We start from the raw sequence: 21,608 nt of genomic DNA on the forward strand, positions 1-21,608 counted from the left end.
ACCGCACGCACAGCGTGCGTTGACACCAAATAAATCGCGGGCCACTGTGTCCGCGATTTTTCTTTGGAGTTTTCAAATGTTTCCCAGATCTGCCCGCGCCCTTTCTCTGGTGGTATCTCTGGCGCTTCCCACTGCTCTATTGCCCGCCCTCCCCGCTTTGGCAGGCGATGATGTGGTCGAATTCGCCACCGATGATGAAGCAATGAACCGCGCAACCGCAGACGCCCGTGCCAGTCTAAACGCGGCGCTAGATTACCTGCGCTACAGCGACGGCAGCTATCCTGCCAACCTGTCGGTCAAGGTCGGCTTCCCCATCGAACACCCCGACATCAATACCGAGGTGATCTGGATCGACAGCCTCAGAGATTTAGGGGACGGCCAGATGCACGGCCAATTTGCCAATGCCCCTAACGCCATCCCCGATGCGAGTCTGGGCAGCCCCGTCACATTTGCTCGCGCCGAGGTCGTGGATTGGTCCTATTACGACGGCCAGTCGCTTTATGGGAACTACACCACCCGCACAATGCTGCCGCATTTAGACGCCGCGCAGGCCGCCCAGTTGCGTCAATTGCTGTCTGAAGATCCTAGGCTGCCCCAATAACGCCCCTACGTCACCCAAGCGGTTTCACTCTGGCAATGGCTGTACGGCTTTCGCAGCTTGGGGGTGAAACCGCCATAACAGGACAAAACTGATGCCCACCGACCTGACCGCCCTCTCTGCCACCCCGCTTTATGCGGGCCTCGCTGCCCTGCTGTATCTGGCGCTCAGTGTGCATGTCATTCGCGTGCGCATCCGCCAGCGGGTGATGCAGGGCGATGGCGGCGACAAGGTGATGATGAAGGCCATGCGCACCCACGCCAACTGCGGCGAATACATGCCCATATCGCTGATCCTACTGCTGGTGGTCGAACTCCAGGGCGCACCGCTGTGGGCAGTTCATACACTCGGCATCATGTTCATCGCAGGTCGCGTGCTGCACGCGGTTGGATTTGGCCGCCACCCACAAATCATCCCCATGCGTCAGGGCGGGATGATTCTGACCTTTGTGATGCTGTTGCTGTCGGGCCTTGGGCTGGTGGCGCATACCCTGCTTTGACCCAGCCCCCACAGCTGTCATGATCCGATCAGGTCCAGCCCCGGCTGGGCCTGTTTGCGTTCTGGCCAGTGCGTCGCGTAGCTGAGAACGCGGCGAGCAATTCAGCCGCTACACTTTTTTACACCAACCACACATTTTCCACTTGCGGCCCCCCGCCAGTGTTTGTATTCCACGCCTCACCTAATGAAGCGGGCGTAGCTCAGGGGTAGAGCATAACCTTGCCAAGGTTAGGGTCGGGCGTTCGAATCGCCTCGCCCGCTCCAATTAGGTATACCCACGGTGGTCACCCAACCACCAAAAGGAAGCGGGCGTAGCTCAGGGGTAGAGCATAACCTTGCCAAGGTTAGGGTCGGGCGTTCGAATCGCCTCGCCCGCTCCAACTTCCTCCAGCCGGAGGCGTCAGAACTGCGTCAGTGTTCACAACGGAGCGGGCGTAGCTCAGGGGTAGAGCATAACCTTGCCAAGGTTAGGGTCGGGCGTTCGAATCGCCTCGCCCGCTCCAATTTACTACCCACAACACCAACCATATCTGCATCGGTGGGACTTATCGTTCGCATGCAGCAATCTGTCATTTTTCCCGCACCTACCAGCATTTGCCCCCTTGCACCCCACCGCCCTGTCGGCTAATCCAAGGCGCAGGCCAGCACGCTGGCCGTGCCCCTATAGCTCAGCTGGTAGAGCAACTGATTTGTAATCAGTAGGTCCGCGGTTCGAGTCCGTGTGGGGGCACCAGTATTTCCCGAAAGTACCGGAATTTCACGTCGCTCCATGGACAACCATGCGACTTGCCAAACCGGCGCCAAATTTCCCCCAAACGCGCGGTCGCATACACAACCGTGCTAGCCGTCGCGCCATGTGCCAAACGCTTTCGCCCCTTTCATATCTGCGGGGTCTGTTGTTAATTGCCCCACGCCCGCATGTCGCTAGCCAGCCCACCTCCCACTCTTCGCATCGCAAAGGCACCTCTTATGATCGTTCGTGAGCAACCTTCGTCGCTACAGCTGTTTTTTGTTATGCAGGGCTCTGTCGTCCCCAAGATCATCGGCAAGATCATAGGCATCGCGCTGTTGACTGTTGCGGTGTTGCTGGTTGATCGATTTGTCGTGACGTTGCCGCATATTTCGATTGCCGCAATGGGCGTGTTCGGGATTGCGCTGTCGCTGTTTTTGGGCTTTCGCAACAACGCTGCCTATGACCGTTGGTGGGAAGCGCGCAAACTGTGGGGGGCGATGATTGCGGATGTGCGCACCTTGGGGCGGCACATGTCTGTGTTTGTCGGCAATGGTGCAGCGCGCGCGCAGATCCTGTCGTCGGTTGTGGCCTTTGCCCATTTGCACCGCGGTTTTCTACGCGGTGTCAATGTACGGTCGGACATCCTGAACTGGATTGGCGCAGACAAGGCAGACGCCATGCTGGCCTGCAAAAACCCTGCGGATGCAGCCCTGCGGGATATGGCTGATCAGATCAGTGCGCTAGCGGATCAGGGCGAACTGGATGGATTTGGTAAAATGACCATTTCACAATCCCTATCCTCGCTGGCACTGGCACAGGCGGGGTGCGAACGGATCTTCACCACACCGCTGCCCTTTGTCTATTCGCTATTGGTGCGGCGCACGACCTACCTTTACTGCTGGCTACTGCCCTTCGCCTTGATCGAGGCAACGCATTGGTTCGCCCCCGTCTTTGCTGCAGTTGTGGCCTATGTTTTCTTTGGGTTGCAGGCCGTCACCAATGAACTAGAGCGCCCATTTCGCAATGTGCAAAACGGCCTGCCACTGGACGCAATGTGCCGCACCATTGAAATTTCTGTGGCTGAGGCGTTGGAGCAGGAAACCCCCGATCCAATGGCCGCACAGAACCACATCCTCAGCTGATCCGCACCACGGATTTACTATAGGCCACGCGCGCAAAATCCACTTTGTCTGTTTTGGCGCGGAAAATGTCGCTTGTGTTTATACGCCCCATTCGCCTGTGAATAGAGTGGCCCCGTAAGGTGCTGCTGGGCCAGATGCGCGTATTTCATGCGCGCCAGACGGTCTGGTAGAGAATTGGGAAACCGGTGCAAGTCCGGTACTGCCCCCGCAACGGTATAGAAGAGAAGCGTTGACCTAAAACCACTGGGAGGAGGATCCCGGGAAGGTGTCAGCGTGTGGCCTCGCCCTCTTTCAAGTCCGGAAACCAGCCTTGCAGATACGTCAAACCGCGGGTGGCGGTGGGGGCTGGTTTTGCACTGCACCCTCCTCCCGGTGTGCTGTGGCTACCCCCTTGTCTCCTGCAACAGCAACGCCGCGGGGCGCGGCACGGGAGCTAGAACAATGAACGCGATTGAAACACTGCTGGCGCGCAGAACGCCGGGACATGCCTTGGAACAGGCGTTTTACACCGACGAAGCGGTCTATCAGGCCGATCTGGAGGCAATCCACTACCGCGAATGGCTGTTTGCCATCGCCGCCTGCGAGTTGGAGAAAGCCGGCAGCTACGTCACCCACAAGGTCGGTGAATACCGCGTCATCATCGTGCGCGGGGCCGACGGTGAAATCCGTGCTTTCCACAACACCTGCCGCCACCGTGGTTCGATCATCTGCAAAGCCGCCAAGGGCCATGCGCCCAAACTGGTCTGCCCCTACCACCAGTGGACCTATGAACTGGACGGCAGCCTGCTGTGGGCACGCGATATGGGCCCCGAATTTGACCCCACCAAACACGGTCTGAAAACCGTACACTGCCGCGAGTTGGCCGGTCTGGTGTACATCTGCCTCGCTGACGAAGCCCCCGATTTCGACACCTTTGCCAACATCGCCCGCCCCTATCTGGAAGCGCATGATTTGGGCAACGCCAAGGTCGCCTTTGAAAGCTCGATCGTTGAGAACGGCAACTGGAAACTGGTCTGGGAAAACAACCGCGAATGCTATCACTGTGGCGGCAACCATCCGTCTCTGTGCCGCACCTACCCTGATGATCCCAGCGTGACCGGCATCGGCGAAGGTGGCGAAACCCCGGCCCACCTACAGGCTCATTTTGATCGCTGCGAGGCGGCGGGTGTTGCCTCGAACTTCTACCTGCATGACGACGGCCAGTTCCGCGTCGCACGTATGCCGCTGAAAGAGGGCGCCGAAAGCTACACCATGGACGGCAAGGCCGCTGTGCTTCGTTGGCTGGGCCGCGTGCCCTTTGCCGATGCGGGCGCACTGCTGCAATTCCACTACCCGACCACCTGGAACCACTTCCTCGCGGATCATTCGATCGTGTTCCGCGTGACCCCGATCAGCGCAACCGAAACCGAGGTAACCACCAAGTGGCTGGTACACAAAGACGCGGTTGAGGGTGTGGATTACGACCTCAAGCGCCTGACAGAGGTGTGGATGGCCACCAACGACGAAGACCGTCGCGTGGTCGAGGACAACCAGCAGGGTATCAACAGCCCCAGCTACACCCCCGGCCCCTACTCGCCCCTGCAAGAAAGCGGCGTACTGCAATTTGTGGAATGGTATTGCGCGAAACTGGCCGAACGCGCAGCCCCTGCAACACTGGCGGCGGAGTAAACGCTATGACCCTTTCTTCGACGTCTGCACAGGTTTGGCAGGATAGCGAAATGCTGGAATGTGTCTCGGTCGTGCCCGAGGTGCCCAACACCGCCAGCTTTTCGTTCAAGGCCCCGTCGGGTGCGCTGTTTTCCTATGATGCGGGTCAGTTCCTGACGCTGGAAATCCCCGCACCGGGTCAGCCGGGTGGTGTGGTGCACCGCACCTACACCATCTCGTCGTCACCATCGCGCCCGCGCACCATCACCATCACCGCCAAGGCGCAGGCCGACAGCATCGGCACCCGCTGGATGCTGGACAACCTGCAACCGGGCATGCGGATGAAGGCAATCGGCCCCGCTGGTCTGTTCACCAATGCCGCCAGCAAGGCGGACAAGTTCCTGTTCATCTCGGCGGGTTCGGGCATCACTCCGATGATGTCGATGACCACCTGCATGTATGACGAAGGTCAGGATCTGGACGTGGTGTTCATCAACTGCGCCAAACGTCCGTCGGAGATTATTTTCCGTCAGCGTCTGGAACAGATGGCCAGCCGTGTGCCGGGCATCGACCTGAAGTTTGTGGTCGAAGAGCCCGACCGCTACAGCCCCTGGACCGGCTATCAGGGACAGTTCAACCAGCTGATGCTGGGTCTGATGGCCCCCGACTATCTGGAGCGTGAGGTCTACTGCTGTGGCCCCGAACCATTCATGACCGCCGTGCGCGAAGCGCTGGCTGGCCTTGGCTTTGACATGGACAATTACCATCAGGAAAGCTTCGGCGCGCCGGTGGAAACTGCGGCGGAACAGCCCGAACTGGACGACGTGATCCCCGATGACGCAACCAGCGCGGAAATCCACTTCGCCACCTCGGGCGTCACTGCCAAAGTGGCCGAAACCGATACCGTTCTGGCCGCCGCACGCGGTGCGGGTCTGAACATCCCGTCCGGCTGTACCTTCGGCGTTTGCGGCACCTGTAAGGTCAAGAAAACCGCAGGCGAGGTCCACATGGTCCACAACGGCGGTATTTCCGAGGATGACATCGAGGCAGGGTATATTCTGGCCTGCTGTTCAAACCCCATCGGCAAGGTCGAGGTCGAGGTCTGACCAGACCCACCCGCCGAAAGCAAAAAAGCGCGCCCTTATCGGGGCGCGCTTTCTTCGTTTCAGACCTCTGGCGAGGGATCAGTTCACTGTCACCCAACGCAGAATGAAGAAGTTGTCGGGACGCTGGGTCAGCTCGATGTTGTCCTGCGTGCCCCAGACCAGCGGCTGCACATAGAGCGGCACATAGGCGTGTTGGTCCTGATAGATCGACACGGTTTCATCAATCATCGCCTGACGTTTGGTGTCGTCAATCTCTGACTGGATCATCGGCAGCAGCTCATCCACACGCGCGTCCGAGAACCCGCCAAAGTTCCACGAGCCCAGCTTCTTCTCAGGGTTCGGGGTGGTAACGAGGAAACGCACGGGGTGTTCGTGGTCAAAGGTGCCCGGGCTCCAGCCCAGCATATACATATCGAAGTTATCGGCGCGCAGTTCCGGCCAATAGTTCTGCACCGGCATCGCGTCCAGTTCTGCGGTGATGCCAACCTGCGCCAGCATACCGGTCACGGCCTGACAGACCGCTTCGTCGTTCAGATAGCGGTTGTTGGGGCATTTCAGACCGAAGGAGAAGCCGTCGGCATATCCTGCCTCTGCCAGCAGCGCCTTGGCGGCAGCGGGATCATAGGCGGGACGGTCGACATTGGCGCTGGAATAGCCGCGCATTGCGGGGCTGACCAGCTGGCTTGCCGCCTCTGCCGAACCACGCATGATGGTCTGGCGGATGGCGTCAACGTTGATCGATTTGGCCACCGCTTCGCGCACACGCACATCTTGGAACGGGTTCTTTTCGCCTGCCATGGCGCCGTATTTCAGCTGATCCGCCTCATGGCCAAAGCCCAGCATGATCACCCGCGCCTCGATCCCGCGGATCACCTTCAGGCCATCGCGCTGATCGACACGCGCCGCATCCTGGATCGGCACAGGGTTGATCATGTCCACATCACCGGACAACAGCGCCGCAACTGCGGTGGCTGGGTTGTCGATGGGGGTAAAGGTGGCGGAGGTGATGTTATGCTCCACCTCATCCCACCAGCCGCTGAACGGAACCAGCGTGGTGGTCAGGCCGGGCTGGCGTTCGCTGACCATAAAGGCGCCAGTGCCGTTGGCGTTCAGCGTGGCGTAGTTGCCGTTTTCCTTGTCCGGCAGGCCAGCGTTGTTTGCCTCGGCCCAGCCTTTGTCCATGATCATCCAGTTGGCGATGCTGTCCGGAAAGATCGGGTTCGGCGCTTTGGTCATCACGTCGACGGTGTAGGCATCCACCATTTTCACGTCCGATACCGGCGCAAACCAGCTGCGGGTGTCGGATCCTTCAGAGGATGCACGCTGATAGCTGAACACCACATCTTCGGCGTCAAAGGTGGACCCATCGTGGAAGGTCACGCCCTGACGCAGGGTGAACCGCCAGCCTTCGCCATCGCCAATCGGTTCCCAGCTGGTGGCCAGCGCGGGTTCAATCGCCATGTCCTTGCCGCGACGCACCAGACCTTCGTAGACGTTGTTGAGGAACCCCAGCACCGGGGCCGAGTTCACCGCATGTGGATCCATCGTCTGTGGATCGGTTTTACCTGCCCAGCGGAATGTCTCCGCTGAGGCAGCGCTGGCGACCATAAGGGCCAGCGCCGAGACTGTTAGAAACTTCATGTTACTCTCCCCGAGTTCGTTTGTTCGCGAGTTTACCGTTATGGAAAATTGTCGAAGGCAGCTCTCGCGCCCTACTGCAACCCAAAGCTACAACGCTAACGACAGCAAACAAGTGTTTAAGAACAAAAACTTGGCAAATTGGACCGCAGATCGCTTATAGTATAGACATAATGATGTTAGAGGTAATCAATTCTGCTTGAGCGACGCTGTTTTACGCAAAGTGGCAAACATATCCATCTGGTTGATTGATCGCAGCGCTCGAATATATATCCTCTGCACGACGCTTTGGCGCCCTACACACTCTGCCCGCCCGAAAGACCCCAAATGATCCAATACACCCTGAAATGCAGCGACGGTCACCGGTTTGACAGCTGGTTTCAATCGGCCGATGCCTTCGACACGCTGAAAGCGCGCGGCCTGATCAGCTGCACCACATGCGGCAGCACAGAGGTGGAAAAGGCAATCATGGCCCCCCGTGTGCAATCCGGCCGCAAGGCAGAGGCCGCCAAACGCGAGGGCGCCGCGCGCGAAGCGGCTGAAAACACCGCAGATATCGCGCCGCAGCCCACACAAAGCGCCCCCGCCGTTACGCCCCCCCCCAACCTGCGCAGCGCCGGATCGGACCAAGAGCGCGCAATGGAACGGGCGATGGCCGAGATGAAACGCCAGGTCGAAGAGAATTCGGAATACGTTGGCGACACCTTCGCTGAAGAAGCCCGCGCCATGCACCTAGGCGACGCCCCCGAACGCGCCATCCACGGCGAGGCGAACCTGAAAGAGGCCAAAGAGCTGATCGACGATGGGGTGCCCGTGGTGCCCCTGCCCTTCGCCCCGAAGCGCAAAACGAACTGATCACATACGCCTTAAATCCTTGCACTTGCAGACCGTGTGCTTTTCTATTTCGCTAACGCGCAAACGGAGCAAGGACAGCCAAATGCACATCGTGATCACCGGCGCCAACCGTGGCATTGGCCACGCCCTTTATCGTCACTACGTCGACAGCGGCGATCAGGTGCTGGGCACCGCCCGCGACGCCGAAGGCTTCTTGCCGCTAGATGTCAGCACGCCAGAAGGTTTTCCGCGCCTGGCACATCATCTGGACAGTCAACCGGTGGATCTGCTGATCTGCAACGCGGGTGTTTACCTCGACAAACATGAATCGCTGGCCACAGGCTATGAGCCGGCGATGTGGGCACAAAGCTTTGCCGTGAACGTCACCGGCGTTTTCCAGACCGTGCAAACATTGCTGCCCAACCTACAAATGGCCGAAAATGCAAAAATCGCCATAATTTCTTCGCAGATGGCATCGCACACCCGCGCGCCGGGTGGGTCCTATATCTACCGCGCCTCGAAAGCGGCGGCGCTCAATCTGGGACGCAATCTGGCCACGGATCTACGTGGTCTGGGCATTGCCGTGGGCATCTACCACCCCGGCTGGGTGCAAACCGATGTGGGCGGCACACAGGCGGAAATCACGGTCGAAGAAAGCGCAACTGGCCTTGCCGCACGTTTCGCAGCGCTGGACCTCGCCACGACCGGCTGTTTCCAAACATGGGACGGGCGTGATCACCCGTACTAAGGCGCCTCGCACCTCCACCGTCTCCAAAAACGCAAACCGACCGCCTGCCCCTAGTCGACACATCGGCCCTGATAGCGCAAGCGCAGCATGCAAAACCGCATTCTCCCTTGCACGGCAGGCCCCCTTTCTCTAAACCCGCGTCGATCAAAGACGCTTAGGACAGACCATGCCCGTTCTCGTGATGAAATTCGGCGGCACTTCCGTCGCCACGCTCGACCGGATCAAACGCGCCGCCAAACGCGTGGGTCTGGAGGTTGCCAAAGGCTATGACGTCATCGTCATCGTTTCGGCAATGTCCGGCAAGACCAACGAATTGGTGGGCTGGGTCAATGAGACCTCGCCGCTGTATGATGCGCGTGAATATGATGCCGTTGTTTCCTCCGGTGAAAACGTAACCGCAGGCCTGATGGCGCTGACCCTGCAGGAAATGGGCGTTCCGGCGCGCAGCTGGCAGGGCTGGCAGGTACCGGTGAAAACCACCGACGCCCATTCTGCCGCGCGGATCGAAGAGATCCCGCCGGAAAACATCACCGCCAAATTTGCCGAGGGCATGAAGGTCGCCGTTGTGGCCGGTTTCCAGGGCGTCAGCCCCGAGGGCCGCATCACCACGCTGGGCCGGGGTGGCTCTGATACCACCGCCGTGGCCTTTGCCGCTGCCTTTGATGCGGAACGCTGCGACATCTACACCGATGTTGACGGGGTCTACACCACCGATCCCCGCATCAGCCCCAAGGCGCGCAAACTTGACAAGATCTCTTTCGAAGAGATGCTGGAACTGGCCTCGCTTGGCGCCAAGGTCCTGCAAACCCGCTCTGTCGAACTGGCGATGCGCTATAAAGTGAAACTGCGCGTTCTCAGCTCTTTCGAAGAACCGTCTGATGAAGCAGGCACCTTGGTCTGCGACGAGGAAGAAACCATGGAAAACCGTCCCGTATCCGGCATCGCCTATTCCCGTGATGAGGCGAAGATGACCCTGATCTCCGTCGCCGACCGCCCCGGCATCGCAGCCGCCATCTTTGGCCCGCTGTCCGATGCAGGTGTGAACGTCGATATGATCATCCAGAACATCGCCGACGAAGGCCGCACTGACATGACCTTCTCTTGCCCCACCGATCAGGTGATGCGCGCCGAGAAAGCCCTGCAAGAAGCCAAAGACAGCGGTGAGATCAACTACAGCGAACTGGTCGCCGACACCGAGGTTTGCAAAATCTCTGCCGTAGGCATCGGCATGCGTTCGCAGTCGGGCGTGGCCTCGACCATGTTCAAAACGCTGTCCGACGAAGGCATCAACATCAAGGTGATCGCCACCTCGGAAATCAAGATCTCGGTCCTGATCGACCGCAAATATCTGGAACTGGCCGTGCAATCGCTGCACGACGCCTTTGAACTGGATAAAGCAGAATAATCAGCCGCTTGTTGCTGAACTTGAAAAGCCCGCGCAATTTGCGTGGGCTTTTTTGTATCTGCAAATTCTGTGCGCTGCCAAACCTCTGATTTGGCATAAGAAGATACCCTCTCATCCACACATATCTTGCCCAATTCCCGATCACTCCGCCCTCTAGCCTATCCAAAAACTGTCGCGATCTGACGCCCTCGACGCGATATCCGTTTTGTTCCTGTCAAACTTGTGCTCTAAAGTTCCAGCGAAGATCGAGGAGGACCGCCGCGGATGGTTGAAGCGACGGAAACAAAAGAGACAGAGAGCCGCAAACTGCTGCAACGGCTGCGCGACGCGATGGCCGAGGACAGCGCAGGGCAGGCGCGGCTAGACAAGATCACCCACCTGATTGCCGATTCAACCGGCTCTGAGGTGTGTTCGATCTATCTGTTCCGCGATGCCGAAACGCTGGAACTGTGCGCCACCGAAGGTTTGAACGCCGAAGCGGTGCACCAGACCCGCATGAAACTGGGCGAAGGTCTGGTCGGGCGCGTCGCGCGTTATGGCCGCGTGGTGAACACCACCGATGCACCCTCGGCCAAGGGGTTTCGCTACATGCCTGAAACGGGCGAAGAGATTTACTCCTCCTTCCTTGGGGTGCCGGTGCAGCGTCTGGGCGAAAAGCTGGGCGTCTTGGTGGTTCAATCGAAAGAGGCCCGCGCCTATTCCGCCGATGAGGTCTATGCGCTGGAAGTGGTGGCGATGGTTCTGGCTGAAATGGCCGAACTGGGCGCCTTTGTTGGCGAAGGCGCCGCATTGGCCGCACCGCACCAGAACCCCAGCCTGATCCGTGGCACCACTGGTCAGGAAGGCGCTGCCGAAGGCCACGTCTGGCTGCATGAGCCGCGCGTGGTGGTCACCAACCCCATCGCCGAAGATCCCCACGCCGAACTGGTCCGCCTGCGCGAGGCAGTGGATGAGTTGCGCGTCAGCGTTGATCAGATGCTGGATGGCGCCTTGGGTGGCGACAGCGAACAGATGCAGGTCCTTGAGGCCTACCGGATGTTTGCCAATTCCAAAGGCTGGATGCGCCGAATGGAGGAAGACATCAGCCGCGGCCTGTCCGCCGAGGCAGCAGTGGAAAAGGAACAAAGCCAGGCCCGCGCGCGCATGAACATGGCGACAGATTCTTACCTGCGCGAACGCCTGCATGACCTGGATGATCTGTCCAACCGCCTGCTGCGTATCCTGACCGGTCAGGGCCAGAACACCGGTGCGGAAATGCCCGCCGATCCGATCCTGATCGCCCGCAACATTGGCCCTGCGGAACTGCTGGACTATGGCCGCTCGCTCAAAGGTATCGTACTGGAAGAGGGCTCCGTCGGGTCCCACGCCGCAATTGTGGCGCGCGCGTTGGCGATCCCGCTGGTCGTCCATGCCAGCCGCATCACCACCGACGCGCTGAACGGCAACCACATCATGGTCGATGGCGATCAAGGCGTTGTTCATCTGCGCCCCGATGACACCGTGGTCACCGCTTTCCGCGATAAAATCGCCATGCAGGCCAAGGCGCAGGAACGCTACGCCTCGATCCGCGAAAAGCCGGCGACCACCAAGTGTGGCAAGACAATCTCTTTGCAGATGAACGCCGGTCTGATGGCCGATCTGCCCTCACTGGACGGCTCCGGCGCCGAAGGTGTGGGGCTGTTTCGCACCGAACTGCAGTTTCTGGTGCGCAACCAGATGCCGAAACGGTCGGAACTATCGGCCCTATACACCCGCGTTCTGGATGCGGCGCATGGCAAACGGGTGGTGTTCCGCACCCTCGACATCGGGTCGGACAAGGTGCTGCCCTACATGAAACCCAACGATGAACCCAACCCCGCCCTTGGCTGGCGCGCGATCCGCGTGGGGCTGGACCGTCGCGGGGTCATGCGGATGCAGCTGCAAGCGTTGATCCGCGCCGCAGCAGGGCGTCCGTTGACGATCATGTTCCCCTTTGTGGCGCAATACGAAGAATACCGCCAAGCCCGTGCCGAAATGGACAAAGTGCTGGCACGCGAGAAAAAACTGGGCCATGCCCTGCCCGAAACGATCGAAGTCGGTGCGATGCTGGAAACCCCATCGCTCGCCTTTGCGCCGGACAAGTTTTACGAAGAGGTGGATTTCCTCTCCATCGGCGGCAACGATCTAAAACAGTTTTTCTTTGCAGCGGACCGCGAAAACGAACGGGTGCGCAAACGCTATGACACGCTGAATGTCAGCTTCCTGACCTTCCTCGAGGGGATCGTCAAACGGTGCGAGGCGTCGAACACGTCGCTGTCGTTCTGTGGTGAAGATGCCGGCCGCCCGATTGAGGCGATCTGCCTAGCGGCAATGGGCCTACGATCCCTGTCAATGCGCCCTGCCTCTATCGGGCCGGTGAAAAACATCCTGCGCTCGGTCGATCTGGATGGCGTGCGCCGCATCATCGAAGAGGCCCGCCTGCGTGGCGACCAATCGGTGCGCCCTGCGGTCATGGCCTATCTGCAAAGCCAGCCCTAAGCATCGGGGCGCCGGAACAAACTGGCGCCCCTTTCAATGTTCCCATAAATACTCAAAATCCGCGCTCTAGCCCGTCACCACGGGGCCGGTCACACGGCGCTTCAACTCGGCCACCAACTCCTCTGGTCGCGTATCCGCCTCAATCGCCAAACGGCGCAGGCGGAAATGGACATGGGCCATATCGCGGTAATAGCTGGCATAGGCATAGTTCGTCGCCGCCCCCGCAACGGCGCCCAGTACAGGCACGCTTTGCGCCGCCAGTTTCTGCCCCAACACATGCGCCAAACGCGGCGCGACCTTGGCAATCAGCGCCTGCATCGACGCACCACGCAGCGCCATGCGGGTGGCCAGAAACGCCATATCCGCCCCATCGTCATGCGCCAACGGTCCGGCAGAGGCAAAGACCTGCACGCAGTCAAACTGCACACTTTCCGCGTCGGGGTCAAAGCCATGGCTCACCGCGACGCCCTGAATGTCGCGCAGCAGAACCGTGGTGGTCAGCGGCAGCTCCGCCAGTGCCGTTGGCAGCCCGCCCATGCCGCCAGCGGCCCCCATGACTGTGGTCAATGCACCGTGAAACCAACCCGGCTGATCGCTGACAACATCACGCGATTTATGCGCTGCCCGCATCGCGGCAAACAGCGCCGCCTCGGTCGCGCTATCTAGCTGGATGCGCACTTTCTCTGGCAACCGATCCAACAGGTTTTCCGCCGATCCGCCCAAAAGGTTCAAGAGTTCAATCACCGGACCAGATGCGCCACGATACCGACGGGCCAGCTGATCCAGCTCTGCCTCCAGATCCAATGCGGATGGATCCACCAGTTCTGCCAAGGCTTGTTCTGTCAGCATGTTGCACCCTCCAACCACACCCCGCATCTATGGGCGGGCTTTAGGAACAGGTGGTTGGTCTGACGAGGGTTTTCAAGGCAGCACCCGCCACCTCAGCCCTGCTGAAACCGCGTCACATCGCCCGCAACGCCCTCCCAGACACCGTCGGACACACCATGCCCCAGCACCCGATCAGGGTTCGTCGGCGGCGGCATCACCACGCCGCTGAGGCGCTGAAAACCGAAACGGCGATAATACGGCTCATCCCCCACCAGCATCACCCGATGCCAGCCAAGGCGCGCCGCCCGCTCCATACTGTCGTGGATCAACGCGCCGCCCAGACCCTCGCCCTGATGGGTCGGGTGTACGGCCACGGGGCCCAAGAGCAACGCCACATCACCCCCGATAGACACAGGCCAATAGCGGATCGCGCCCGCCACTATCCCCAGATCATCGCGCGCCACGATGGACAGATCCGCCACCGGCGCCACGTCTTCGCGCAGGCGGTAAGACGACAGTGCAGTGCGCCCCGGTGCAAAACACAGGTCATAGAGGGCTTCCACCTCCCACCAGTCGTTTTTGCTCTCTACCTCAAAGCGGAACATGATGTGCGCTAAGCCTCTAGGAAATCAGCCGAAGATCTGGAAATGGGCGTAACATGCCCTTAGGTCTGATACAAACGCGAAACCCAGCCGCAGATGAGGGCACATGTTCTACAAACCCACCGAGGGCCACGGCCTGCCGCACAACCCGTTCAATGCCATTGTGACACCGCGCCCTATTGGCTGGATCTCCACCCGTTCTTCAGACGGCGTGGACAACCTCGCGCCCTATTCGTTTTTCAACGCTGTCGCGTACGAGCCACCGCAGGTGATGTTTGCATCAACCAGCGCGAAGCCCGATCAGGACAACACCAAGGACACGGTGGCCAACATCCGCGATACCGGCGTGTTTGCCTGCAACGTGGTATCCTATGCGCTGCGCGATGCGATGAACGCCAGCTCTGCCGCCCTGCCTGCTGGCGCAGATGAATTTGCCCACGCCGGTTTGGTAAAGGCGGAATGCGACACCATCGCCTGTTCCTATGTCCCCGCCGCACCGGCGGTGCTGGAATGCAAACTGACGCAGATTGTGCAGCTGCCGGGCGAGTCAAATGTGGCGGTCTTTGGCGAGGTCACAGGTGTGCGCATTCAGGATCAATACCTTGTCGATGGTCAATTTGACGTCAGCCTGTTTCAGCCACTGTCACGTCTTGGTTATCGCGACTACTCTGCAGTGCGCGAGCTATTCTCGCTCGCCCGACCGGATGATAACAACGCATAAGAGACCACGCCGCGATTTGGCGTAGACAGACAGAGAGGCACAGAGATGGACACATATATCGGCGTGATCGGCGGATCGGGCATCTATGAAATTGACGGGCTGGAAAATGCTGAATGGGTCACGGTCGACACCCCTTGGGGTGCGCCGTCGGATCAGATCCTGACCGGTGTGTATGAGGGCGTTAAAATGGCCTTTCTGCCGCGTCATGGCCGCGGCCATGTGCATTCACCAACCACCGTACCCTACCGCGCCAATATTGATGCGCTGAAACGTCTGGGCGTCACCGATGTAATTTCTGTGTCGGCCTGCGGGTCGTTCCGCGAAGAAATGGCACCGGGCGATTTTGTTGTGGTGGATCAGTTCATTGACCGGACGTTTGCGCGGGAAAAATCCTTCTTCGGGACCGGCTGTGTCGCCCACGTCAGCGTCGCCCACCCCACCTGCCCGCGCCTGTCTGATGCGTGCTTTACCGCTGCCACCGACGCCGGGATCAAGGTGCACAAGGGCGGCACCTATCTGGCGATGGAAGGGCCGCAGTTTTCCACGCTGGCGGAATCCAAAATGTACCGCGAAAGCTGGGGCGCGGATGTCATCGGCATGACCAATATGCCCGAGGCGAAATTGGCCCGTGAGGCAGAGCTGTGCTACGCCTCCGTCGCGATGATCACCGACTATGACAGCTGGCATCCTGATCATGGTGAGGTTGACGTGACCGAGATTATCAAAACCCTGATCGGCAACGCCGACAAGGGCCGCGCATTGGTCAAACGCCTGCCCGCCCTACTGGGTGCCGAACGTGACGATTGCCCCCACGGCTGCGACAAGGCGTTGGAGTTTGCAATCCTCACCGCACCAGAAAAGCGCGATCCAGACCTAGTGGCGAAACTGGATGCGGTCGCAGGCCGCGTGCTGGGCTAAGGCGACCAGAGAATGAGTGAGAGAGGCGGGCCATTGGTCCGCCTTTTCACTATATCATTTCACTATTTTTACGCCAAATCAAAGATTTGGCAGCGCCCGAACCGACCCGTTTTGTCGAAGACAAACCTGTGGTTTGTTGGGGCGGGCGCTTTGCTTCGCCCCTCGGTTCGAGCGCCGCGCAAAACACTAGCGAAGCGTATGGATTTCCCACCGCAAATCCTCTTAGACTGCCGCCATTGCAGAACCAAAGGATTTTCAATGCGCCTCGACGGTCTCGACATTGCCCGATTTCTTGCGTTTGTCGGCATGGTCCTCGTCAACTTCCGCATCGCGGCAGAGGTGACGGGCGTGGGCGACCTGCCCTCCACCATCATCGACCTTTTAGAGGGGCGCGCAGCCGCGTTGTTTGTGGTGCTGGCAGGCATCGGCCTTGGCCTGTCGCGGGCGGGGATGGCGCTGGTCAGCCGGCGGGCGGTGTTTCTAATCGTACTGGGCATGATCAACGTCACGATCTTTGAGGCAGATATTCTGCACTATTACGGCACCTACTTCCTCTGCGTGTTGCCGCTGCTCACCGCCCCTGCCCGCGCGCTCTGGACCGCAGCCGTTGCTGTCGCGCTGATCGCCTATGCCGGGCTGATCTTTGGCAACTACGACGCGGGCTGGGACTGGGACGCGCTGGTCTATGCGGATTTCTGGACCGTCACGGGCTACCTGCGCCACACGTTTTACAACGGCTGGCATCCGGTGCTGCCGTGGCTCAGCTTCCTAATGATCGGCATGGCATTGTCACGGCTGGATCTGGGCAGCCCTGCCATACGCCTGCGCATAGCGCTCTACGGTGCCCTTGCCTGCATCGCCGGTCTGATCCCTGCCGCGCTGACAGCTGATCCCGACCTAACCGACCTCCTCAGCACCGCGCCCATCCCGCCGACACCCTTCTACATCCTATCGGCCACCGGCAGCGCCTGTGTGGTGATCGCCGCCTGCCTTTGGGCAGGTCCTGCACTGATGCGCAGCCGCCTCACCCGCACGCTGTCACTGGCCGGACGGCAGAGCCTGACGCTCTACCTTGCCCATATCCTGATCGGCATGGGTACGATGGATACCCTCGGCCTACTGAACGGCAGCCTGTCCAATGCTGCGGTCCTGTGGATCAGCCTCTCTTTCTGCGCCGCCTGCCTCATCTACGCCCACCTGTGGCAGTATGTGGCAAAACGCGGCCCGCTAGAGGCATTGATGCGCAAACTGGCAGGCTAAGAAACCCCTTGAAACACGGGCGCGGCCTTGCCAAACACCACAGGCATTCAGCTACAGAAAGGCGCAGCCCAATGGCACCGCAGCAGAAAACCGTCAAAGACTACATCCGCACCATCGTCGACTTCCCGCACGAAGGCATCATGTTCCGCGATGTGACCACGCTGTTTGCCGACCCGCGCGGCTTTCGCATGGCGGTAGACCAGATGCTGCACCCCTACGCCGGTCAGCGCATTGACAAGGTTGTCGGTCTGGAGGCACGCGGTTTCATCCTAGGCGGTGCCATCGCGCACCAGCTGGGCACCGGATTTGTGCCGATCCGCAAAAAGGGCAAGCTGCCCGGCAAAACCATTTCCGAGGCCTATACGCTGGAGTATGGCGAAGCGATCGTAGAGCTGCACGACGACGCGATTGAACCCGGTGAAACCATCCTGTTGGTTGATGACCTGTTGGCCACCGGCGGCACGGCCGAGGCTGGGATCAAACTGGTGGAGCGTCTGGGCGGCAAAATCCTCAGCTGCGCCTTTGTGATCGACCTGCCCGAACTGGGTGGCCGCCAAAAGCTGGAAGCGATGGGCATGGACGTGTCTGTCCTGTGCGAGTTTGAAGGGCTGTAAACCCGCCCGAGCCTAAAGGTTCGAAACACCCTCTTGCCGCCCCCGCCCGGACACCCTATCTAAGTCCTCGGCGGGTGCTGCTCTTCACGAGACACGGTTGCATTCCGGTGGCCTTAAGCAATTCCGAGGGAGCTGGCTCTGTCTGGATCCTGGTCTAGTTACCTGGCGCCCACCTGTACATACAGGTCCTCGGGAATGAGATAACCGAACGGTCGCTGCGGGCCCGCCACTTTACCACCGTTCATGCTGCGCTTTTGTCTCAACGACAGGTAAGTATTTATGGAACATTGAAAGCGCTTTCATCGTTCCACAAATACTCTGGGGGATGAATTTGCGCAGCAAAGAAGGGGGCAGCGCCCCCTCTCCTATCTCAATACATCGAAAATCCGCGTTAATCAGCGCTGACGCTTCGCAGGTGCTTCCTGCATGACGCGTACAGGTTTGGTCAGATCGACCCGCACCGGACGACCACGGCCACCTTTGGGGTCTTCATCCTTCAGCTTCATCACCGCGATGCCGAACTGCACGCCGGCAAAAACGATCCCGTTGGAGAACCACAAAAGAAACACCGCCAGCAGACCCGCATCCGAATTCGCCACCAGCGACCCAAGATTGCCGAGGTTGAACCACAACAACATCGCCACGAAGGCCGCAGCGATGGCAAAGCCGATCAACACGTTGGTGATATAGAGACGGATGAGCTTGGGCATGGCAGTGCCTCCTGTAAGAGCTGCCTAAGATCGTATGCCAAAAGCCGAAGGTTTCAAGCCCAATATGAAAAACGCGGCACATCTTGACGATATGCCGCGGTTTTTTGTGCAAACTTTAACGATGGGCCATTCAGAACGCTTCGGGCTTGGCCTCGCGCGCCATGTGATCCAGCACCGCGTTCACGAACTTCGGCTCTTTGCCTTCGGGGAAGAAGGCGCGCGCGACATCCACAAACTCGGTGATCACCACCTTGGGCGGGGTTTCTGCCTGTGTCAGCTCAGCACCTGCGGCACGGAACAGCGCCCGCAGGGTGGAATCGATGCGGCCCAGCGGCCATTTGGCCACCAGCGCACGGTCGGTCATCTGGTCAACCTTGGCCTGCCAGTTCACCGCTTCCTTCACCAGCTGTTGGAACAGCTTGGCGTCGCCTTCCAGCCACTCCACATCCTCAACAATCGCACCGAAACGGTGATCCAGAAACTCCAGAATGACCTGATCAAGGATCTGCTCCCCGACCTCCAACTGGTAGAGCGCCTGCACAGCATACAGCCGCGAGGCGGATTTCATCTTGCGCTTCTGGTTGTTCGAAAGCGGTTTACGCTGTTCTTCTTCGCCGGTGCTCATGCGATCTGGTGCCTTGTAGAATGGCGTGGCTAGGTCACTGCGGAATTATGCTTTGCCTGCCAGCTGGATTTCATCGGCGGGAACGAATCCCACGCCTTTGCGCTGATCGCCCCATTTACGGGCCAAAGCGATCAGGTGCAAGGCCGCAGCCGCTGCGCCGCCACCTTTGTTCTGATCGTCGGGATCAGCGCGCACCTCAGCCTGACGGCGGTTTTCCACGGTCAGGATGCCGTTGCCGATGCACAGGCCCTGCAGACCCAGCATCTGAATGGCGCGGCTGCTGTCGTTGCAGACGGTTTCATAGTGGGTGGTTTCCCCACGGATCACACAGCCCAGCGCGACATAGCCGTCAAAGTTGCTCATCCGTTCGGCAATGCCGATGGCGGTGGGGATTTCCAATGCGCCGGGCACTTCGACCACCTCATAGGTGCCGCCAACGGCCTCAATCTCGGCCACGGCGCCTTTCAGCATGTTGTCAGCGATGTCTTTGTAATAGGGCGACATCACGATCGCCAGCTTCACCGGTTTGGAAAACTCGGCGCGGGGCATAATGTAATGCTGTTCATGTCCAGCCATATCTCAAACTCCTTCAGGCGTCGCCGTTGATCGGGCGGGTGCCGACGATCTCGATGTCATAAGCATCCAGACCAACGTATTTGGTGCGTGGGCTATCGGTCAGCAGGACCAGCTTGGACAGACCGATTTTCGACAGCATCTGCGCGCCTGCACCGACCTGCTTGATGGTTTTCACGCCTTCTTCGTCCTGCGCAAACAGCGCATGGCGCGGCTCACGGAACAGGCAGACCACACCGCGGCCCTCTTCGGCGATGATCTTCATCGCGCGGGGCAGCTCATCGGCGGGTTTCGGGCCGAGGCCCAGAATATCGGTCGCCTCATGCAGCGCATGGGTGCGGGTCAGAACGGGTTCATCGGTGGTGATGTCGCCCTTGATCATCATCACATGCTCAACACCATGGATCTGATCGGTGAAGATGCGCAAATCCCATTCGCCACCAAATTCCGAGGTGACGGTTTCACGGCTGGTTTCCACCACAAGGTTGTCATTCTTGGAACGGTATTTGATCAGGTCACTGATGGTGCCGATCTTCATGTCGTGTTCTTTGGCGAACTCTACCAGATCAGGCAGACGCGCCATGGTGCCGTCTTCTTTCATGATCTCGCAGATCACCGCCGACGGGTGGCAGCCCGCAAGGCGCGAGATGTCAACAGACGCCTCGGTATGGCCAGCGCGTACCAGCACGCCACCACGCTTGGCGCGCAGCGGGAAGACGTGGCCGGGGGTGGCGATGGCCGCCATGGTGTTCTGTTCGTTGATCGCGGTGGCGATGGTCAGCGCGCGGTCAGCGGCAGAGATACCGGTAGACACACCTTCGCGCGCCTCGATCGACACGGTGAAGGCGGTTTCATGACGCGACGAGTTGTTCACCGCCATCATCGGCAGGCCGAGGAAATCCACACGCTCTGCGGTCATCGGCAGACAGATCAGACCGCGGCCATGTGTCGCCATGAAATTGATCGCAGCCGCATCGGCAAATTCCGCCGGGATGATCAGATCACCCTCATTTTCGCGGTCTTCATGATCGACGAGGATATACATCTGCCCCTGACGGGCGGCTTCGATGATCTCTTCAATCGGGCTGATGGCATCACGCAGTTGGGCCTCTACGGGACCGGGCGTTTCAAAGGCAGCGCTTTCAGGCATAGGGCATTCCCTTGGTCAGTGTTCCCCTGCCAAATACCGCAGGCACAGGCCAATTGCCAGAGCAGACGCGACGCCACCCCGACCGAATGCGCCAGAGCTGCGCGGGCGTCAGCGCATCAAAGCCGAATTGTTCAGGCGAAGTCTTTCAGACGGGCCACGTAACGGGCCAGCGTATCAATCTCTAGATTGATGCGATCACCCACCTTGGCTTGCCCCCAGATGGTCACCTCTTTGGTGTGGGGAATGACGTTGATGCCAAAACGGCAGCCGTCCACCTCATTCACCGTCAGCGAAGTGCCGTTCAGGGTCACAGACCCCTTGGGCGCGATAAACTTAGCCAGTTCTTCGGGCGCTTCAAACACCATACGAGTGCTGTCGCCCTCTTCCACCATCTCAACCAGATCGGCAACGCCATCAACGTGACCGCTGACGATATGGCCCCCCAGTTCATCACCAACCTTCAGCGCGCGTTCCAGATTGACGCGACGACCAACTTCCCAGTCGCCCAGATTGGTTTTGGACACCGTTTCGGCAGAGATTTCCACATCATACCAATCCGCACCCTTGGCGATCACGGTCAGGCAGACACCGTCGCTGGCGATAGAGGCGCCCATGTCCACGCTTTCCAGATCGTATGCCGTCTGAATACGGGCACGCAGATCACCGCGTTTTTCCAGTTCCAGAATGGTGCCAAGGTCAGTGACAATGCCGGTAAACATAGGTGCGCTCCTCTACTGTTTG

At 59.6% G+C, this 21,608-nt stretch carries 21 protein-coding genes, 4 tRNA genes and 1 riboswitch; of the genes, 17 read left to right on the forward strand and 8 right to left on the reverse strand.

Features of this window, described 5'->3' with window-relative positions; translation table 11 throughout:
* Positions 1-157 precede the first annotated feature (157 nt).
* From TM5383_RS14605 to TM5383_RS14645, 9 genes are all read left to right on the forward strand, one after another.
* Positions 158-601, forward strand: coding sequence for a DUF2314 domain-containing protein (locus tag TM5383_RS14605; protein WP_159438563.1), 444 nt, complete (start codon positions 158-160; stop codon positions 599-601).
* Between the two features lie 91 nt (positions 602-692).
* The gene (locus tag TM5383_RS14610; protein ID WP_058319779.1) at positions 693-1,097 is read left to right on the forward strand and encodes an MAPEG family protein; all 405 of its coding nucleotides are present in this window, start codon (positions 693-695) and stop codon (positions 1,095-1,097) included.
* A 188-nt stretch (positions 1,098-1,285) separates the two neighbouring features.
* Positions 1,286-1,360 (forward strand) — tRNA-Gly (locus TM5383_RS14615).
* 41 nt (positions 1,361-1,401) lie between these two features.
* Positions 1,402-1,476 (forward strand) — tRNA-Gly (locus TM5383_RS14620).
* Positions 1,477-1,524: 48 nt separating this feature from the next.
* Positions 1,525-1,599, forward strand: a tRNA-Gly gene (locus TM5383_RS14625).
* Positions 1,600-1,753: 154 nt separating this feature from the next.
* Positions 1,754-1,829 (forward strand) — tRNA-Thr (locus TM5383_RS14630).
* A gap of 236 nt (positions 1,830-2,065) precedes the next feature.
* The gene (locus TM5383_RS14635; RefSeq protein ID WP_058319780.1) at positions 2,066-2,971 is read left to right on the forward strand and encodes a bestrophin family protein; all 906 of its coding nucleotides are present in this window, start codon (positions 2,066-2,068) and stop codon (positions 2,969-2,971) included.
* A 142-nt stretch (positions 2,972-3,113) separates the two neighbouring features.
* Positions 3,114-3,299: riboswitch (cobalamin riboswitch) on the forward strand.
* 113 nt (positions 3,300-3,412) lie between these two features.
* Positions 3,413-4,639, forward strand: coding sequence for an aromatic ring-hydroxylating oxygenase subunit alpha (locus tag TM5383_RS14640; protein ID WP_058319781.1), 1,227 nt, complete (start codon positions 3,413-3,415; stop codon positions 4,637-4,639).
* Between the two features lie 5 nt (positions 4,640-4,644).
* A complete protein-coding gene (locus tag TM5383_RS14645; protein ID WP_058319782.1) occupies positions 4,645-5,724 on the forward strand; it encodes an FAD-binding oxidoreductase in 1,080 nt (359 codons plus the stop codon).
* Positions 5,725-5,802: 78 nt separating this feature from the next.
* On the opposite strand, the gene TM5383_RS14650 is transcribed toward TM5383_RS14645, so the two are convergent.
* Positions 5,803-7,365: an ABC transporter substrate-binding protein gene (locus tag TM5383_RS14650; protein ID WP_058319783.1), complete on the reverse strand. Its 1,563-nt coding sequence runs from the start codon at positions 7,363-7,365 to the stop codon at positions 5,803-5,805.
* Between the two features lie 324 nt (positions 7,366-7,689).
* Here TM5383_RS14650 and TM5383_RS14655 point away from each other — a divergent pair, with 324 nt between their 5' ends.
* From TM5383_RS14655 to ptsP, 4 genes are all read left to right on the forward strand, one after another.
* Positions 7,690-8,217 (forward strand): DUF1178 family protein, encoded by a 528-nt coding sequence (locus TM5383_RS14655; RefSeq protein ID WP_058319784.1) that lies wholly within the window; start codon positions 7,690-7,692, stop codon positions 8,215-8,217.
* Between the two features lie 82 nt (positions 8,218-8,299).
* The gene (locus TM5383_RS14660) at positions 8,300-8,944 is read left to right on the forward strand and encodes an SDR family NAD(P)-dependent oxidoreductase (protein ID WP_058319785.1); all 645 of its coding nucleotides are present in this window, start codon (positions 8,300-8,302) and stop codon (positions 8,942-8,944) included.
* 166 nt (positions 8,945-9,110) lie between these two features.
* Positions 9,111-10,349, forward strand: coding sequence for an aspartate kinase (locus TM5383_RS14665; protein ID WP_058319786.1), 1,239 nt, complete (start codon positions 9,111-9,113; stop codon positions 10,347-10,349).
* Positions 10,350-10,613: 264 nt separating this feature from the next.
* Complete coding sequence (ptsP, locus tag TM5383_RS14670) at positions 10,614-12,866, forward strand: phosphoenolpyruvate--protein phosphotransferase (RefSeq protein ID WP_058319787.1); 2,253 nt, start codon at positions 10,614-10,616, stop codon at positions 12,864-12,866.
* 66 nt (positions 12,867-12,932) lie between these two features.
* On the opposite strand, the gene TM5383_RS14675 is transcribed toward ptsP, so the two are convergent.
* Together TM5383_RS14675 and TM5383_RS14680 are read right to left on the reverse strand one after the other, a co-directional pair.
* Positions 12,933-13,715 (reverse strand): EcsC family protein, encoded by a 783-nt coding sequence (locus TM5383_RS14675; protein WP_058319788.1) that lies wholly within the window; start codon positions 13,713-13,715, stop codon positions 12,933-12,935.
* A gap of 92 nt (positions 13,716-13,807) precedes the next feature.
* The gene (locus TM5383_RS14680) at positions 13,808-14,299 is read right to left on the reverse strand and encodes a GNAT family N-acetyltransferase (RefSeq protein WP_058319789.1); all 492 of its coding nucleotides are present in this window, start codon (positions 14,297-14,299) and stop codon (positions 13,808-13,810) included.
* A 103-nt stretch (positions 14,300-14,402) separates the two neighbouring features.
* Between TM5383_RS14680 and TM5383_RS14685 the strand changes: the two genes are divergently transcribed.
* The 4 genes from TM5383_RS14685 (at position 14,403) to TM5383_RS14700 (ending at position 17,809) form a co-directional block, all read left to right on the forward strand.
* A complete protein-coding gene (locus TM5383_RS14685; RefSeq protein WP_058319790.1) occupies positions 14,403-15,017 on the forward strand; it encodes a flavin reductase family protein in 615 nt (204 codons plus the stop codon).
* 45 nt (positions 15,018-15,062) lie between these two features.
* Positions 15,063-15,935 (forward strand): S-methyl-5'-thioadenosine phosphorylase, encoded by an 873-nt coding sequence (locus TM5383_RS14690; protein ID WP_058319791.1) that lies wholly within the window; start codon positions 15,063-15,065, stop codon positions 15,933-15,935.
* 258 nt (positions 15,936-16,193) lie between these two features.
* On the forward strand, positions 16,194-17,195 hold the full coding sequence (locus TM5383_RS14695; protein WP_058319792.1) for a DUF418 domain-containing protein: 1,002 nt from the start codon (positions 16,194-16,196) through the stop codon (positions 17,193-17,195).
* Between the two features lie 71 nt (positions 17,196-17,266).
* A complete protein-coding gene (locus tag TM5383_RS14700) occupies positions 17,267-17,809 on the forward strand; it encodes an adenine phosphoribosyltransferase (protein WP_058319793.1) in 543 nt (180 codons plus the stop codon).
* A gap of 395 nt (positions 17,810-18,204) precedes the next feature.
* On the opposite strand, the gene TM5383_RS14705 is transcribed toward TM5383_RS14700, so the two are convergent.
* The 5 genes from TM5383_RS14705 to TM5383_RS14725 form a co-directional block, all read right to left on the reverse strand.
* Complete coding sequence (locus TM5383_RS14705; RefSeq protein WP_058319794.1) at positions 18,205-18,519, reverse strand: hypothetical protein; 315 nt, start codon at positions 18,517-18,519, stop codon at positions 18,205-18,207.
* A 130-nt stretch (positions 18,520-18,649) separates the two neighbouring features.
* Complete coding sequence (gene nusB / locus TM5383_RS14710; protein WP_058319795.1) at positions 18,650-19,144, reverse strand: transcription antitermination factor NusB; 495 nt, start codon at positions 19,142-19,144, stop codon at positions 18,650-18,652.
* A gap of 45 nt (positions 19,145-19,189) precedes the next feature.
* Positions 19,190-19,720 (reverse strand): 6,7-dimethyl-8-ribityllumazine synthase, encoded by a 531-nt coding sequence (locus tag TM5383_RS14715; RefSeq protein WP_058319796.1) that lies wholly within the window; start codon positions 19,718-19,720, stop codon positions 19,190-19,192.
* Positions 19,721-19,733: 13 nt separating this feature from the next.
* Positions 19,734-20,867 carry a 3,4-dihydroxy-2-butanone-4-phosphate synthase gene (gene ribB, locus TM5383_RS14720; protein WP_058319797.1) on the reverse strand — a complete coding sequence of 378 codons (1,134 nt, stop codon included), beginning with the start codon at positions 20,865-20,867 and terminating at the stop codon, positions 19,734-19,736.
* Between the two features lie 131 nt (positions 20,868-20,998).
* On the reverse strand, positions 20,999-21,586 hold the full coding sequence (locus TM5383_RS14725) for a riboflavin synthase (RefSeq protein ID WP_058319798.1): 588 nt from the start codon (positions 21,584-21,586) through the stop codon (positions 20,999-21,001).
* Between the last annotated feature and the right edge of the window lie 22 nt (positions 21,587-21,608).

This window comes from Thalassovita mediterranea, from assembly GCF_001458435.1.
GTDB lineage: Bacteria > Pseudomonadota > Alphaproteobacteria > Rhodobacterales > Rhodobacteraceae > Thalassobius > Thalassobius mediterraneus.